The sequence below is a fragment of the Rhizobium sp. PRIMUS64 genome, from assembly GCF_023006465.1.
Lineage (GTDB): Bacteria > Pseudomonadota > Alphaproteobacteria > Rhizobiales > Rhizobiaceae > Rhizobium > Rhizobium leguminosarum.
Genome location: NZ_JALBGX010000027.1, coordinates 12535 through 25766, shown reverse-complemented (window position 1 = coordinate 25766; position 13232 = coordinate 12535). Strand labels below are relative to the sequence as shown.

15 protein-coding genes and 7 pseudogenes are annotated in these 13232 nt (G+C 59.6%); 12 read left to right on the top strand and 10 right to left on the bottom strand.

Annotated features, from left to right (window positions below; all coding sequences use genetic code 11):
• Nucleotides 1-10: 10 nt before the first annotated feature.
• The 3 genes and pseudogenes from MOV76_RS13660 to MOV76_RS13650 all read left to right on the top strand — a co-directional run.
• Nucleotides 11-253, top strand: a pseudogene (locus tag MOV76_RS13660) (alcohol dehydrogenase); the annotation flags it as partial.
• Nucleotides 254-361: 108 nt separating this feature from the next.
• Nucleotides 362-1717 carry a trypsin-like peptidase domain-containing protein gene (locus MOV76_RS13655; protein ID WP_016737390.1) on the top strand — a complete coding sequence of 452 codons (1356 nt, stop codon included), beginning with the start codon at nucleotides 362-364 and terminating at the stop codon, nucleotides 1715-1717.
• A 123-nt stretch (nucleotides 1718-1840) separates the two neighbouring features.
• Nucleotides 1841-2488, top strand: coding sequence for a BON domain-containing protein (locus tag MOV76_RS13650; protein ID WP_012489422.1), 648 nt, complete (start codon nucleotides 1841-1843; stop codon nucleotides 2486-2488).
• On the opposite strand, the gene MOV76_RS13645 is transcribed toward MOV76_RS13650, so the two are convergent.
• Nucleotides 2454-3332 (bottom strand): response regulator, encoded by an 879-nt coding sequence (locus MOV76_RS13645; RefSeq protein ID WP_016737392.1) that lies wholly within the window; start codon nucleotides 3330-3332, stop codon nucleotides 2454-2456. The two genes, MOV76_RS13650 and MOV76_RS13645, sit on opposite strands and share 35 nt — an antisense overlap.
• A 765-nt stretch (nucleotides 3333-4097) precedes the next feature.
• Here MOV76_RS13645 and MOV76_RS13640 point away from each other — a divergent pair.
• Nucleotides 4098-4244: pseudogene (locus MOV76_RS13640) on the top strand (hypothetical protein); the annotation flags it as partial.
• Nucleotides 4245-4464: 220 nt separating this feature from the next.
• Here MOV76_RS13640 and MOV76_RS13635 read toward each other — a convergent pair.
• Nucleotides 4465-5517: a type III polyketide synthase gene (locus tag MOV76_RS13635; protein ID WP_008534153.1), complete on the bottom strand. Its 1053-nt coding sequence runs from the start codon at nucleotides 5515-5517 to the stop codon at nucleotides 4465-4467.
• A gap of 270 nt (nucleotides 5518-5787) precedes the next feature.
• Between MOV76_RS13635 and MOV76_RS13630 the strand changes: the two genes are divergently transcribed.
• The 4 genes from MOV76_RS13630 (at nucleotide 5788) to MOV76_RS13615 (ending at nucleotide 7234) form a co-directional block, all read left to right on the top strand.
• Nucleotides 5788-5997, top strand: coding sequence for a CBS domain-containing protein (locus MOV76_RS13630; protein WP_008534154.1), 210 nt, complete (start codon nucleotides 5788-5790; stop codon nucleotides 5995-5997).
• A gap of 154 nt (nucleotides 5998-6151) precedes the next feature.
• Entirely contained in the window at nucleotides 6152-6409 is a 258-nt protein-coding gene (locus MOV76_RS13625) for a BON domain-containing protein (protein ID WP_008534156.1), read from the top strand.
• A 39-nt stretch (nucleotides 6410-6448) separates the two neighbouring features.
• Nucleotides 6449-6592: a hypothetical protein gene (locus MOV76_RS13620; protein ID WP_016737394.1), complete on the top strand. Its 144-nt coding sequence runs from the start codon at nucleotides 6449-6451 to the stop codon at nucleotides 6590-6592.
• 321 nt (nucleotides 6593-6913) lie between these two features.
• Nucleotides 6914-7234, top strand: coding sequence for a hypothetical protein (locus MOV76_RS13615; RefSeq protein WP_008534157.1), 321 nt, complete (start codon nucleotides 6914-6916; stop codon nucleotides 7232-7234).
• On the opposite strand, the pseudogene MOV76_RS13610 reads toward MOV76_RS13615, so the two are convergent.
• From MOV76_RS13610 to MOV76_RS13580, 7 genes and pseudogenes are all read right to left on the bottom strand, one after another.
• Nucleotides 7185-7585, bottom strand: a pseudogene (locus MOV76_RS13610) (transposase); the annotation flags it as partial. The gene MOV76_RS13615 and the pseudogene MOV76_RS13610 sit on opposite strands and share 50 nt — an antisense overlap.
• A gap of 178 nt (nucleotides 7586-7763) precedes the next feature.
• Nucleotides 7764-8088 (bottom strand): annotated as a pseudogene (locus tag MOV76_RS13605) (xanthine dehydrogenase family protein molybdopterin-binding subunit); the annotation flags it as partial.
• Nucleotides 8085-8846 (bottom strand): N-acyl homoserine lactonase family protein, encoded by a 762-nt coding sequence (locus tag MOV76_RS13600; RefSeq protein WP_004674371.1) that lies wholly within the window; start codon nucleotides 8844-8846, stop codon nucleotides 8085-8087. The gene MOV76_RS13600 and the pseudogene MOV76_RS13605, both read right to left, overlap by 4 nt.
• 1 nt (nucleotide 8847) lies before the next feature.
• Complete coding sequence (locus MOV76_RS40075; RefSeq protein ID WP_008534159.1) at nucleotides 8848-9126, bottom strand: (2Fe-2S)-binding protein; 279 nt, start codon at nucleotides 9124-9126, stop codon at nucleotides 8848-8850.
• Nucleotides 9127-9312: 186 nt separating this feature from the next.
• A complete protein-coding gene (locus MOV76_RS13590; protein WP_237353190.1) occupies nucleotides 9313-9462 on the bottom strand; it encodes a hypothetical protein in 150 nt (49 codons plus the stop codon).
• Between the two features lie 268 nt (nucleotides 9463-9730).
• Nucleotides 9731-9949, bottom strand: a pseudogene (locus tag MOV76_RS13585) (FAD binding domain-containing protein); the annotation flags it as partial.
• A 275-nt stretch (nucleotides 9950-10224) separates the two neighbouring features.
• The gene (locus tag MOV76_RS13580) at nucleotides 10225-10308 is read right to left on the bottom strand and encodes a transposase domain-containing protein (RefSeq protein ID WP_237358376.1); all 84 of its coding nucleotides are present in this window, start codon (nucleotides 10306-10308) and stop codon (nucleotides 10225-10227) included.
• Between the two features lie 209 nt (nucleotides 10309-10517).
• Here MOV76_RS13580 and MOV76_RS13575 point away from each other — a divergent pair, with 209 nt between their 5' ends.
• The 4 genes and pseudogenes from MOV76_RS13575 to MOV76_RS13560 form a co-directional block, all read left to right on the top strand.
• Nucleotides 10518-10985 carry an avidin/streptavidin family protein gene (locus MOV76_RS13575; RefSeq protein WP_004674376.1) on the top strand — a complete coding sequence of 156 codons (468 nt, stop codon included), beginning with the start codon at nucleotides 10518-10520 and terminating at the stop codon, nucleotides 10983-10985.
• Nucleotides 10986-11202: 217 nt separating this feature from the next.
• A pseudogene (tnpB, locus tag MOV76_RS40330) lies at nucleotides 11203-11430 on the top strand (IS66 family insertion sequence element accessory protein TnpB); the annotation flags it as partial.
• 326 nt (nucleotides 11431-11756) lie between these two features.
• Nucleotides 11757-12044, top strand: a complete 288-nt coding sequence (locus tag MOV76_RS13565) for a hypothetical protein (protein WP_008534161.1) — start codon at nucleotides 11757-11759, stop codon at nucleotides 12042-12044.
• A gap of 47 nt (nucleotides 12045-12091) precedes the next feature.
• Nucleotides 12092-12759 (top strand): annotated as a pseudogene (locus tag MOV76_RS13560) (IS66 family transposase zinc-finger binding domain-containing protein); the annotation flags it as partial.
• A 77-nt stretch (nucleotides 12760-12836) separates the two neighbouring features.
• Here MOV76_RS13560 and MOV76_RS13555 read toward each other — a convergent pair.
• Entirely contained in the window at nucleotides 12837-13229 is a 393-nt protein-coding gene (locus tag MOV76_RS13555) for a hypothetical protein (protein WP_004674379.1), read from the bottom strand.
• Nucleotides 13230-13232 lie beyond the last annotated feature (3 nt).

The following is a 13232-nucleotide window of genomic DNA, read 5'->3' as shown; positions in this document are numbered from 1 at the left end:
TCCGGCCTCGTTGGTCTGCGGCGGCATCGACATGTCAGACATTCCGAGCATGCCCTATCGTCTGCTCTGGGGCGAGCGGCGGGTCGTCTCGGTGGCGAACCTGACGCGGAGCGACGGGGCGGAATTCTTCTCGATCGGGAAGGCGGCAGGGGTCAGATGCTTCACCAGCGTCTACCCCCTCGAGCATGCGAACGAGGCTCTCGACGATCTGCGCGCAGGCCGTGTCTCTGGAGCCGCCGTGATCGTTCCGTAGCCGATGTTCCCCTTGACAAGGATCAATGCGCTTTGCTTGCGCTACACAAAAGCTTCTTCGTCAAGACGTCCGCCGACAACCGGCGGCGCTTCCGCAAGGAGATCAGAGATGTCGCGTTCGTTGCTCGCCTTGGCGGCGCTCTTCATCGCAGGTGAGAGCCTATTGTCGGCTCCAGCCGTTGCAGACAGCCTGTCGCTCGCGCCGATGCTCCAGCGTGTCGTGCCGAGCGTCGTCAGCATCTCGGTGCAGGGCAGGGAACTCGACGACGCGGATGCAACGCTTGCTGATCCCTTCTACAGAAAGTTCTTCGGACTACCTGACGACGCTGCGCCGGCAGAGCACAGCTTCCAATCGGCCGGATCGGGTGTCGTCATCGACGAGGTCCACGGCTACATCGTCACCAACCAGCATGTCATAGCAAGCGCCTCAAAAATCGAGGTGGCGCTCTCCGACGGCCGACGCTTCCAAGCGAAACTTGTCGGCGCCGATCCCGAGACGGATGTCGCTGTCGTTCAAATTCCACCTGATCATCTTGTTCAAGCCGAGTTTGGAAGCGCGTCCTCGCTTCACGTCGGCGACGTCGTCGTGGCGATCGGGAATCCCTTCGGCCTGGGCCAGACCGCGACGATGGGCATCGTAAGCGCGCTTGGGCGCCGTGCCGTGGGATCGGAGGGGTACGAAGGATTCATTCAGACGGACGCGTCGACCAATCCCGGCAATTCGGGCGGCGCGCTTGTAAGCGAGGACGGCGTCGTGGTCGGGATCAATAGCGCGATCATCGGCCCCGCCGGAGGAAGCATCGGCATCGGTTTTGCGGTCCCAGCCGAGACTGTCGGCATCGTGATGCGGCAGCTCATCCTGACCGGCAAGTTGGTACGCGGCGAGGTGGGAATTTTAACGCAGGACCTGACGCCCGGTCTCGCAAAGGCGTTCGGCGTCGATGAAGGGGCGGGCGCGCTGGTCAGCGAAGTCCTTCCGGGTTCACCGGCGGCAAATGCAGGAATTCAGCCGGGCGACGTCATTCGGATGGTCGACGGAAGGACGGTGCGCGGCGCGTCCGACGTTCGAAGGCTTGTGGGATCGCTACCGTTGCAGTCCAAGCCGTCCTTCCAGATCGACCGCGCGAGCCGAAGGATAGAAGCATTTCCCGTGGTGTCCGACGCACCGGTTGCCGAACCGGCTGCTTCGCGTACCATTCATATCGCCCGCGGCCCTCTCGCCGACGCCGAGATGGCGAACTCTCCCGATGGTCCCGGCGCCCGCGTCGTCGTCGTCGCCGAGGGTTCGGTCGCGGCACAGGCCGGCCTGCAGCCGGACGACGTTATCGTCGCTCTCGACCAGCAGCCGGTGACGGACGTCGGGCAACTCCTCTCAATACTCGTGAAGGAGCATGCCCGTGCTCTCATCACCGTCGTGAGGAACGGCCACCGCCTCTTCGTGGCCGCTGACGTGCAGACCCAGTAGCAGCCCGCAGACCGTGTTCTGTCCGCTGAAATTCCAAGGTCGCTCTCGTGCTTGATGAAGATCAACGACGAAAATCTGCGGCGCTGTCACGATCGGCACGTCGCAAACCTGAAGGAGGTTGTCATGAACGACATTCAACTCAGACAGAACATTCTCGACGAAATGGAATTCGAGCCCAGCATCGACGCGGCTGATATCGGCGTCGCGGTCGATAGCGGGATCGTCACACTGACTGGTCACGTGCGCACCTACGCGGAGAAAGAAGCCGCAGAGCGCGTGGTTAGTCGCGTCAAGGGCGTGCGCGGAATAGCTGCCGATATCGAGGTCCGGATTTTCGGGCCGAAGGAAACAGACGACGACGACATCGCCCGGCGAGCTGTCAAAATGCTCGACTGGAACGTTTCCGTGCCAAAGGATTCGGTGCAGGTGCGGGTCCTCAAAGGGTGGATCACCTTGCGGGGAGAGGTCGAGTGGCAATATCAAAAGAACGCGGCCTACGACGCCGTGCGGGATCTCGCCGGCGTAGTAGGGGTGTCCAACCTAGTGGAGCTGAAGCCGCATATTACGGCGGTGGATGTCAAGAAACGCATCGAGGATGCTTTCCAGCGCGACGCCGCTCTTGAGGCCGATGCAATCAGAATCGACGTCCAAGGCAGAAAGGTAATCCTCTCCGGCAAGGTGAAGACCTGGTCGGAACGGCAGGCGGCGGAGCGCGCTGCATGGTCCGCTCCAGGGATCAGCACTCTCGACGACCGACTGACGGTCGGGTGATCGAATATCGGGATTGGCTAGACATTACTGCTCTGCCCACACTCAGCAGCAAGGGCGCCGCTGAGCGCCCTTCGCATAGAGCCCAATTTCCTTGATCGACTTGCGCGCAGATCTCGTCTTCGGAACGAAATTCCGCACCACCCGTTGCAGAGCCTCCGTCGCGAGCACAAGGCGACCATTGATGTTCTTGGAGAGCGACCTTGGGTGGCGACGTAGGCTGGGATCTTCCGCGAAGAAAGATATGAGTCCCCGCAACGGCAGCGCGATTGAGGTTTGGGTTTGATTTTTCTAAATTGAAATCCTGCTGTCGAGCAGAATCGCTATTAGGCCTCGTGGCGAGCAGCAGCCTGAGACGTGTCGACATCTCCGATGCAGTGTACGGCTTCTTCAGCCAGCCGGCGCCCGCTTCGATCTCCTTGTCCGCGGCATGGGGTTCAGAAAAGCCCGACGTCAGGAGAATTTTCACCCTCGGCCAGCGCTCCCGGACATTCCGGGCCAGTTCGTCGTCGTTCATTCCCGGCATGGCCACATCACTGAACAGGAGCGCTACGTCATGCCCCGCCTCCAGCTCCTTCACCGCGTCGATCCCGTTCGTAGCTTCGATCACGAAGTAGGCAAGCGTCTGCAGGCGGCTGACCGTCACTCGGCGAACTCTCGCGTCGTCCTCGACCACCAGGATAGTTTCCGTGCCCCGAGGCGGGGCTTCCTCAGCCCGCTGCTCGTTCGGATGAGAATCCTTTCCGGCGTCGGCGCGTGGAAGAAAGAGGCGCACCGTCGTCCCTTCGCCAAGTTCGCTGTAGAGCTGCAGGTGCCCTGCGGATTGCTTTGCGAAACCGTAGACCATGCTCAGCCCAAGCCCCGTTCCCGAGCCCGTCGGTTTCGCGGTGAAGAACGGTCGAAAGCCCTCTCCATCACATCGGACGTCATTCCGGTGCCGGTGTCGGTCACGGAAATGAGGACGTAGCTGCCGGGGCGGATCGCCGGGTACATCAGGACATAGTCGGAGTCGATCTTGCAACAGAGCCCTTGCAGGCGGGCACCTCAAAGCAGACAGGAGCTGCGATGGAGGACAAGGCTTCGCAGGTTCTATCGAGCACGAAATACAGCACTGCTACCAAGCAGTTGGCAGGATCCGTGCTCTCACAATCCAACAAAAAGCGCTGATGAACGAACAAGAACTTTCGAACCAGTTTCTGTTGTTTTTCCCGGGCTTCTCGTCAACCAGTCTTATTCCGTTTCCTGCCACCTTAACTCATCATCTTCCGGAAAAGCGGCAGTTGGTTGCGAACATCCAGTGCCTCGGTCGGTGGACTCCGCTGAAGCGCCTATTTGAAGTCACTCTGCCCCAGATACGCTTCAATGCAGCTAGGAATGGGAAGCGATGAGCAAAGTGCGTAGGAGATCAAAGTTTCCCACTCCTTGTGGCCTGCCGAGGTCGGCGATCGATGACAGGCGTAATCGAGAGACACTGGCCCCCGAGACATCAATCCCGCTTGGGGGAGACGTATCTGACAACGTTGGTTGTAAATCCGCTTTTGTTTGCCGATGCACATTCAGTGCCATGGCTGGATCGCATGGTTCAGATACACGCAGATAGACATCGCGACCGATCGCGCGCGTGCCCGGCCTCGCCGAAAAGGTGCCAGATGTGACGGCAGCCTTGCATGCAAAGCTCGACGAGCACCGGGCGTTCGTGCGGGAGCGTGGAGAAGACTTGCCGGAAATCCAGAATTGGCGCTGGGCACGCTCCTCCTAGTGCGACAGAGGACCGGATTGGGTAGCGACTACCACCAGCCATACTGCCGCAGCTACGCCGGCACGCAAGAGAAAGGATTCGAGTGCGAGGTGGCAACCTCGCCTTCGACTTGGGGTGTCCCACGGCAATCGCAGCCTTTGCAGCGTCAGCTACGTGTTTCGAGTCCTGTTCGTTCTGCAAACGATGCGATCTTAAAACGTCCTGGAGAATGATCGCCGGGTCATGCTGCAGCCGTCAACGAGAGGCAGCTAAGGGTGAAGCCCGGTCCCATCGCCGTCAGGACAGTTCTCCTGGGTAGTCCTTGCGCAAGAAGCTTCTCGAGTACGAACAGCGCGGTTGGCGAGGACATGTTCCCATAGTCCGAGAGAACCTCACGTTCCTGGTCGAGGGTTCCCTGGCTTAGTTTAAGCGCCGATTCCAAGGCGGTGATAACCTTTGATCCACCGGGGTGGCACGCAAACCGGTCAACGTCGGCAGGAGCAAGATCTGATCGGGCGAGTATGGACGTTACGCCCTTCAGCACATGAGTTTCGGCGAACGGTGGTATCGCACGATCGAAGATCACGCCCAGACCCTCCGGATCGACGCTCCATCCCATGATGTCTAGCGTGTCGGGCCACGTATGCTGGCCTGCAAGTTCGACCTCGGCCAGACCGGTCTCACTAGCACGCACCACGCAGGCGGCGGCCCCGTCGCCGAAGAGGGCGGTCGCCACGATGTTCGCCTTCGTAAGCTTGTCCATGCGAAATGCCAACGTGCAGGTCTCGACGGCGACCACCAGCACGACTGAGCCTGGCCGGGATGCCGCCAGCCGTGACCCGATTGAAAGCCCAGAGACTCCGCCGGCACAGCCGAGGCCAAACACGGGAACCCGTTCGACATCGTCCCGGAAGCCCAGTTCTCGGCTTACCCTCGCTTCCAGACTAGGTGTCGCAATACCAGTCGAGGAGACGGTTACGATCGTGTCGACATCGCCTGCTGCAATGCCCGCCGACACGAGAGCCTTGCTGGCGGCGGCGACGAACATTGCACCAGCGCCCTCGATATGAGCGAGGTTTCGTTCGGGCCATCCCGACGTCTCGAGATACCACTCGATCGGCCGGACGGCATAGCGGCGCCGAATTCCCGAGGTTTCGAACACCCTTGCCAGCTTTTCGAAATCGCCAAATCGCGATGAGAACGCGGTGTGCGAGGCTCGCGCCGCGTCACGCTGGTCGATGACATGTGGCGGAACGGCGGTGCCGACGGATACCAGCTTGACGGGTTGCTGCATAAGACTCCTTGCGACGGCGCGGGAAGAATTTGGTACGCCGCGCGAGGACGAGACCGAACCGTAACGCCTCGATCCTCAATAAGTTGCAATGCGGGCGAGCCTGACGCCGCACTTCGTCGGAAGGCTTCAGAGACGACGACGCGTGAAGGATGCCTCCCGCGGCTTCGTGTCTGCCTTGATCCACGTCAATGCGCTCAACAAGTTGGCTCCGTAATTGTCCGATCGAAAAGGAGACAGCGCGATGCTTGCTAGAGACATCATGACGACCCCGTGACGACGCTCGACGAGGGACACAACGTCAGGGAAGCCGTCGAGATCGTCAACGCCAGCAAGATCGGCGCGGTGCCCGTCATCGATGGCGAAGGGCGGCTCACCGGCATCGTCACCGGGGAGACCTGCTGCGCCGGGTGGCGTCATCCTGGGCGAGACGGGCGGTACCGCATACGCGCGACCGCGAAGATGCACTGGCGGACTATGTGAAGGCCCGAAGCTGGCGCGTCAAGGACGTGATGTCGACGCCCGTCGTCAGCGCCGCCCCGAGCGCAACCGCGAGCCAGCTCGCAGAACTCCTGCAGGCCCACGACATCAAACACCGAACGGCAGACTCGCCGGCATAATCAGCCGTCACGACTTGATGCGAGCGCTTCTCGATGTTCGACGGCAGTGTACTGCTTCCGGCGACGAGGCCCTAGGGACGGCCGTTCGTGGCCGCCTGGAAACCGAGTTCGAAATAAGGTTCCCCATCGTCAATGCGACCGTCTCCGACGGGGCAGTGACCCTGAGGGGAGAGGTCGAGACGGAGCTGGAATGCTCGGCGGCCAGGGTGGCGGCGGAAAGCATCCGCGGCGTCGGCGGCGTGGTAAACAACATCACCCTGGATACCGCATGGTGAGCTCTCTCAAACTATGAAATCGTCCCTGGAGTTTCCGTCATGTTTGTCAGGGTCATCGCAGACGCCGTCGTGTCGAGGCTTCTCCTCGTCATCCTGATCCTCATGGTGGGGACGGTCGTGAGCGTCCTACTGGTGAGGCCATCCGACGACTCCCGAACCGGGCGCGTCGAGCGCTCTCTCTGACCCGTGAGTGCGCGATGAACATCTGGCCCTCCAGGATTTAATTGTCCGGCCGCGTCCCGCAAATGGCGCGACGGATTCGATGCTCTCCGAACTATTCGGCTTCATCTGGCTGATGGGAAGGCGTCATCAGGCGTTGGTCGCAGGGCTGTCCCTGGCTCTTTTCGTTATCGGCGCGGCGCCTCTCGAACTCCAGCGCCGGATCGTCAATGAGGCGACCGAGCAAGCGTCATACCGGTCTCTTCTCTTTCTCGTCTCCCTCTATCTCGCGGTCGCAGTGTTGAAGGGCGCGATAAATTCACCTCCAACCTCTAAAGAAGCTGGGTGGGCGAAAAAAGCACGCTTTGGCTCGGGGCGCGCGTTCTGCATCGGGCCGAGACGCCGCCATCGGAATCCACGCTCGAGGGGGTTGAGCTGTCGATCGTCTTTGCGGAAGCGGAACCGGTGGGCAGTTTCGTTGGGACCAGCATCTCCGAGCCGCTACTCCAGATCGGCATCCTTGTCACCGTGGGCGGTTATCTGATCTATCTCCAGCCGCTGATGAGGATGGCCGTCGCAGCCACCTTCGCCCCGCAGATTGCGTTCGTCCCGATGTTAGGCTGCTCACCTGGCTTTTGGAGATGCCGCTCATACCCATGGCCTTGACCAAGTCGTCGACAGAACGAGTCGAGATTCCCTGGATATGCGCTTCCTGGATAACGGCCGTCAGAGCTTTCTCTGCCATGCGGCGCGGTTCAAGGAAGCTCGGAAAGTAGCTGCCTTTGCGCAGCTTCGGAATGCGAAGCTCGACGGTGCCAGCCCGCGTCTCCCGATGTCACGGTAGCCATTGCGTTGTGCGAGCCGCATCGAGTTCTTCACACCGAAGTCTGCACCCGTAGCCGAGCCTACTTCCAGCTCCATCAGCCGATCGGCAGCAAGACCGATCATCTCACGCAACAAATCTGCATCGGCACTCTTCTCAACAAGGGAGCGCACGTTCATCATGTCATTGGTCATCGGTGATCTTTCCGTCAGGTTGGTCTTGAACAACCCGACCCTAGCGGAAAAACACTGATGGCCGCCCGCAAAGCCGGTCACCCGCTACAGCGCAACGAGAAGCGCGCGGGCGCTCGGCTTTACTCCCTACCGTCACCTACGCCACGTACTGGGACACGATCCGATAGAACGGCCACCTTTTCCCGCGTGCAAGTGGCCATATGGGGGTGGCGTAATAACCAGGCATACGCGAGGTCGGTATGGCAGGTTTGATCTCTCCTTCCAGGTCGCTCGCGTTATAGATCGCGACGACGCCGGGCACCGAGAACGCATCGCCGACATCGATGTTCAGGATTCGGGCATGTGGCTGGTCGGAGCGTCGCAATGCGATATGCAACATACCGCGGCGCCATGTCATCGACATACTGACCAACACCCGTCAGCAGACGTGGATCTTCGGTGCGCTTGTCCCGCTTGCCGACAAGTTTGGGCCGCAGCTCGACGGAATGGTCCTGCTGGCTCATTCGTAGAACTCCACACCCTTTCGCAACTCTTGCCATTGCGCGTCGTCGTGGCCGAAAATGATAGAAGCTCCCCGCTCCCGAAGAGCTTTCAGGCGAGCGAGTGCCTCTGCGGCGAGTTCGATGTTCCAAGTATTTCTCGGAGCGATACCGGTGTCGACGCTCGCCTGGAGCGGGGCAGCATCTGAAGCGAGTATAAATGAACCATCTTTTTCCAGCTCGACACGGGCGACGGTCATTCCGGGGGTATGACCCGGCATGGGCAGCAAGACGATGCGCCCGTCGCCAAAGACGTCATGCTCGGCATTGAAGGTCTGGAAACCCTGGGGCTGGTCCCATTCTCCTCGAAGATAGCCTTGATTTTCTGCACCGCTTGCCGTGGCGGCCTGCGCCTCCGCTTCGTGGCAGAGGATCGTTGCGCGCCGAAAGTACGCGTTGCAGCCGCAATGATCGGGATGCAGATGTGAACAGATCACAACATCTATGTCCTCGGGATCGAGAGCAAGAGTCTTCAACTGATGAACGACCGTCCGCTCTGGCGAAAAGATCGGGGTCATAACCTTGCTTAACCCACCCCATCGCGCGCCTGGATCGATGGCGGCCTCTGGATTGCATCCGCTATCGAACAGCGCGTTGCCTTGGGGATGGCGCATCAGGGTGGCGTGAACCGGCAATTCAATCGCTTCTTCCTTCAGCGCCCCAGGGACGTAGATGGACCGGCGCATACGAAGGCGGCCGGCCTCGAGAAAATGCATCTTCATCTTAAGGTCCTCTCTTGCTAGCCAGTTCGCGGACGGCGTTGACGATGTTTTCATAGCCCGTACAACGACAGATGTTTCCTGAGAGCGCTTCCCTGATCTTATCATCGGTTTCCAGCGGATGGTGGCGAAGAAGGTCGATGATCGCCAACGATGAAACTGGGCCTACAAATTCGCATTGCAGGCCATGATGCTGGCGGAACGCTTCTTGGATTCGTCCGAGTATCGACGCTTCCCTGGCCATGGTTTCGATTTCGCTCCCGTCTGCCTGCACTGCAAGCATCAGACAGGAGCGTGCGCTCCTTCCATCGAGAATGACGGTGCAGGCACCGCAAACGCCATGTTCGCACCCGACATGGGTTCCGGTCAGGCAAAGGATCCTGGCGCAGGAAGTGGCTCAGCAGCGTTCGTGCTTCGATCGTGCGCGTCATATACGCTTCGTTGACGCTGACGGTGATCGTCTTCTCACTCATCTTGCTTGAAGCCTTTCGTGGTTCGCGCGGCTCCAGGCGGCGCGAAGGGCCCGTTTGGCAAGGACGCCTGAGAGATGCCTGCGGTAATCTGCAGAGGCATGGATATCCGTGTTGGGCGTGAGGATTCCAGCCAGGCGATCCGCCACCGTATCGAGAGCCGGCTCGGAAACATCCGTCCTCGATGATCTCTTCAAGCCGCAGCGGGGTTTCACCAACGCCCATCATGCCAACGCGAACGTCAGACGCCCTGCCATCTACACAATGCAGCGTCGTCGCAAAGCAAGCGAGTGCGAAGTCCCCGTGGCGTTTTGCAAACTCCTCAAATCCCCATCCGGCATCCGGTCTCATCGCGTCGAGCTCGACGCGAATTACAAACTCGTCCGGTTCCAACGAGTTGACCAGCGATCCGACAAAAAAATCGGCTGCAGGTATTTCGCGTCTGCCGCGCTGAGAGGAGGCGATGACCGTCCCACCGAGGAACCGTGTCATCATCGGCATCTCGGTCGCTGGATCCGCATGCGCGACGCTGCCGCCGAAGGTGCCGCGGTTGCGCACGGTCATATGGGTGACGTGATGCATCGCCTCATGCACGATCGGCAAGTGTTGGCGGATGATCGGGTCTGTCGCGGTCATGTGATGGCGTACCGTCGGCGCCGATTCTCACCCGATCTCCGTGCAGTTCGATCCGATCTCCATGAACCGACGTTACTACGCGCGGCGCCCAAAATCCCGCGGCCCTGCTCGGATGGATACGATCTCTCTGAGCAGTTCGAGGTTCTCGCCGGTCATGGTGGCCACGTCTTCGATCGTGCAGATATGCATCGAACGAGCCATCAGGCGGCCTTTTGCGCAGTGGAGACCGTCGGAAGCATATTCCACGGCAACAGGTCTTCAAGCCTATCTACCGGTTAATCTTTGATCTGGGTTAGGACGTCCGTGAGGTAGCTCTCGGGGTTGCGGCCATGCAGTTTGTCCGTTCCAATGATGGTCAAATATTAGCGTTGCGCTATCCCGTTCGTAATTTGCATCGTGTAAGTCTTCACTCCTGATGCTCGTTCTCGGGCCGCGCCACGCAACGCGCGGCCCGTCTTTCGGTTTTCTCAACCCGGGAAATTGCTACTCGGATTGATTGATTATTACGAGTTTATATGCAACCTTCGGTACGATCGCCGACGGTCGGCGCACATCAGGAGGAAAAACCATGATCCGTACTAATGCAGTTGCAGCACTTGTGTTTGCTGTAGCAACCTCAGCTCTTGCTTTCGATGCAAGCAACTTCAAGGATTTTTCAAGCATCGCATCGGCTTCCAGCAGTTGGCAGAACCAGTCCGGCTCGACGATGATCATTCAAGTCGACTCGTTCGGAAATGTCTCCGGCCAATATGTAAACAGAGCCCAGGGCACCGGATGCCAGAACTCGCCCTATCCGCTAACAGGAAGGGTAAACGGGACGTTCATCGCATTTTCGGTCGGCTGGAACAATTCGACGGAGAACTGCAATTCCGCAACCGGATGGACCGGCTACGCACAGGTCAACGGCAACAACACTGAGATAGTCACGAGCTGGAACCTCGCTTACGAAGGCGGCTCCGGTCCGGCCATTGAGCAAGGACAAGACACTTTCCAGTACGTGCCGACGACTGAGAACAAAAGCCTCTTGAAGGATTAATCTCCTCTGCCCTGCCGGCGCTGGCCCGTCAGAGATTGTGGAGCAAGAATTCATCGAATATGGCCAAAGGCTTAGACGAAGCTGCTTTCCCTGCCGAATAAAAGCGCCGCGTGCTCGTCCGCGCGGCGCAAATCCTTATTTGATGAGTTCAATGCGGCCAAAACTTTCCGGACAAAAGTAAGCATCCGAGGATGCGCCGCCTTGGGGCAAACGCGGCGATCTGATCAAGGTCGTTTGGCACGATGGCCAGGGGGCCTGCCTGTTCACGAAAAAATTGGAGCGAGGAAGGTTTATCTAGCGTGACGGCCAGGGCGCTTGTCTGTTCACGAAGAAGCTGGAGCGCGGCCGCTTCATCTGGCCGTCAGCCGCTGACGGCACGGTGGTGATCACACCGGCGCAGCTCGGTTATCTGCTCGAAGGTCTACAGAAATATCCCTGCTTGTGAGTCTGACGAATCATCACCGGACAAGATCGAGGTGCTGGATCCGAGCCATCCGTTATTTGGACGCCCCTTTAATGTGATGCGTGAGGTGGGACGTAGAGGCGGCAACTTCGCGCCGTCGTATGAGGTTGAACATCGTGGTGGATCGACCTTGCTGATACCCGTGTCTGCGACACAGGGATATGTCGAAGCCTGAAATACTGACGCGCGAAGGACACCATTCGCCCAATTGTGAGGAGAAGGTTTTGCCAATCACTGTGCAACGCCTCCGCCTTGCAGCGGGCATCTAGGTAAAGGCACAGCGCAACAGATGGACACACGAACCTAGTTTGCTCAGCGCCGTACAACTTGCCGCCAGGCTCGATATTCCCGTCAATTGGATTTACGTTCAAATCAGGCGGAAGCGCCTGCTCATCGACCAGCAATCAACCGGAGCATATTTGTTCCAAAATTCCCCAGCGGTCGTCAACGCGGTTCGCGACCTTCGCAACCGTACCATTCATCAACTCGATCTGAGAATCATTCAGCCTCACCAGGAGGGGCATCAACATGCGTTGTCGCTGGAGGGAATTGACTGGCGCGCACGGCAGGAAACCTGGCGCCCCAGCCGGGTTTGACTCAATTTTTGCATTGAAATTGTTGAGAAATCTGATTCAATGTCGTTATGACATTGCCGCCGCTTACCCTGCCATCGGACCTTGCCAGCGCTCATCCGGCGCTGCTGGCCGAACGTGCTGCGCGGCTGCAAGCTGAGGCGGACGCGGCCAACGCGAAGGCGCGGCTGTCGAGCATTGAGGCGCTCAACGTGCATTTGCAGTTGCTGACCGGCAAGCTGGAGCGCGAGAAGCACGGGCCGCGCCGCGAGCGCACGCAGCGGCTGATCGATCAGTTGGAATTTGCAGCTCGAAGAGCTCGTGGCGTAGGCCGCCGAGGACGAACTGAGCGTCCAAGAGGCCGCGGCCAGAACGCAGTCCGTGCGCGCCTTCGCCCGCAAGCGTCCAGTGCGCAAGGCGTGGCCCAAAGACGTCGAGCGCGCACGCATCGTCATCGAAGCGCCGACGGCATGTGCCTGCTGTGGCGGCTCGCGGCTGTCGAAGCTGGGCGAGGATGTGACGGAAACGCTGGAGGATATCCCGCGCCGATTCAAGGTGATCGAGACGGTGCGCGAGAAATTTACCTGCCGCGATTGCGAGGCGATCAGTCAGGCTCCCGCACCGTTCCATGCGACGCCCGCGCGGCTTCATCGGCCCTCAGTTGCTGGCGACGATCGTGTTCGACAAGTTCGGGCAGCACATCCCGCTGAACCGCCAGAGCACGCGGTTCAAATGTGAGGCATCGGTCCGTCGACCTAGACCCTGGCCGGTGAATGTTGATCCGAATGTCTTCGAGCTGCGGCAAATGCTGGAGCATCACTGTCGCACGGCATACCAGGAGGCAACGTAGCCGGCTGCGGCGACCCCATGCGAATGCGGGACGTCGCGGACGATGCTACCGACAATGGCGTCCCTTTGATCGACGCCATTCGGCCAGTTCGGCACGATGTAGCCGCGATAGCTGTAGATCCAGGTCTCGCCGGCCACATCGCCCTTTCCAGTGAATTGCAGCTCGACAGGGTCTCCCGGACGCACCGTACCGGTCAATTCCAGCGACCACCCGGGCCCACCAATGGTTCCGCCGACCTTGCGCCGAGCCAACTCGGTCAGCACCAGCGTTCCCTGGCCAAATTCCAGTGCATTGAAATCAACCGATAAATCGGGATTGTTGATCAGGCTGCGATAACTCCAAGTGCCAGTGAAGCTCATAGT

Excerpts from the sequence above, each read along its gene's own strand:
- MOV76_RS13655 (WP_016737390.1), top strand. The coding sequence starts at position 362 with ATGTCGCGTTCGTTGCTCGCCTTGGCGGCGCTCTTCATCGCAGGTGAG.
- MOV76_RS13650 (WP_012489422.1), top strand. The coding sequence starts at position 1,841 with ATGAACGACATTCAACTCAGACAGAACATTCTCGACGAAATGGAATTC.
- MOV76_RS13645 (WP_016737392.1), bottom strand. The coding sequence starts at position 3,332 with ATGGTCTACGGTTTCGCAAAGCAATCCGCAGGGCACCTGCAGCTCTAC.
- MOV76_RS13635 (WP_008534153.1), bottom strand. The coding sequence starts at position 5,517 with ATGCAGCAACCCGTCAAGCTGGTATCCGTCGGCACCGCCGTTCCGCCA.
- MOV76_RS13625 (WP_008534156.1), top strand. The coding sequence starts at position 6,152 with ATGCGAGCGCTTCTCGATGTTCGACGGCAGTGTACTGCTTCCGGCGAC.
- MOV76_RS13620 (WP_016737394.1), top strand. The coding sequence starts at position 6,449 with ATGTTTGTCAGGGTCATCGCAGACGCCGTCGTGTCGAGGCTTCTCCTC.
- MOV76_RS13600 (WP_004674371.1), bottom strand. The coding sequence starts at position 8,846 with ATGAAGATGCATTTTCTCGAGGCCGGCCGCCTTCGTATGCGCCGGTCC.
- MOV76_RS40075 (WP_008534159.1), bottom strand. The coding sequence starts at position 9,126 with ATGCTTGCAGTGCAGGCAGACGGGAGCGAAATCGAAACCATGGCCAGG.
- MOV76_RS13575 (WP_004674376.1), top strand. The coding sequence starts at position 10,518 with ATGATCCGTACTAATGCAGTTGCAGCACTTGTGTTTGCTGTAGCAACC.
- MOV76_RS13555 (WP_004674379.1), bottom strand. The coding sequence starts at position 13,229 with ATGAGCTTCACTGGCACTTGGAGTTATCGCAGCCTGATCAACAATCCC.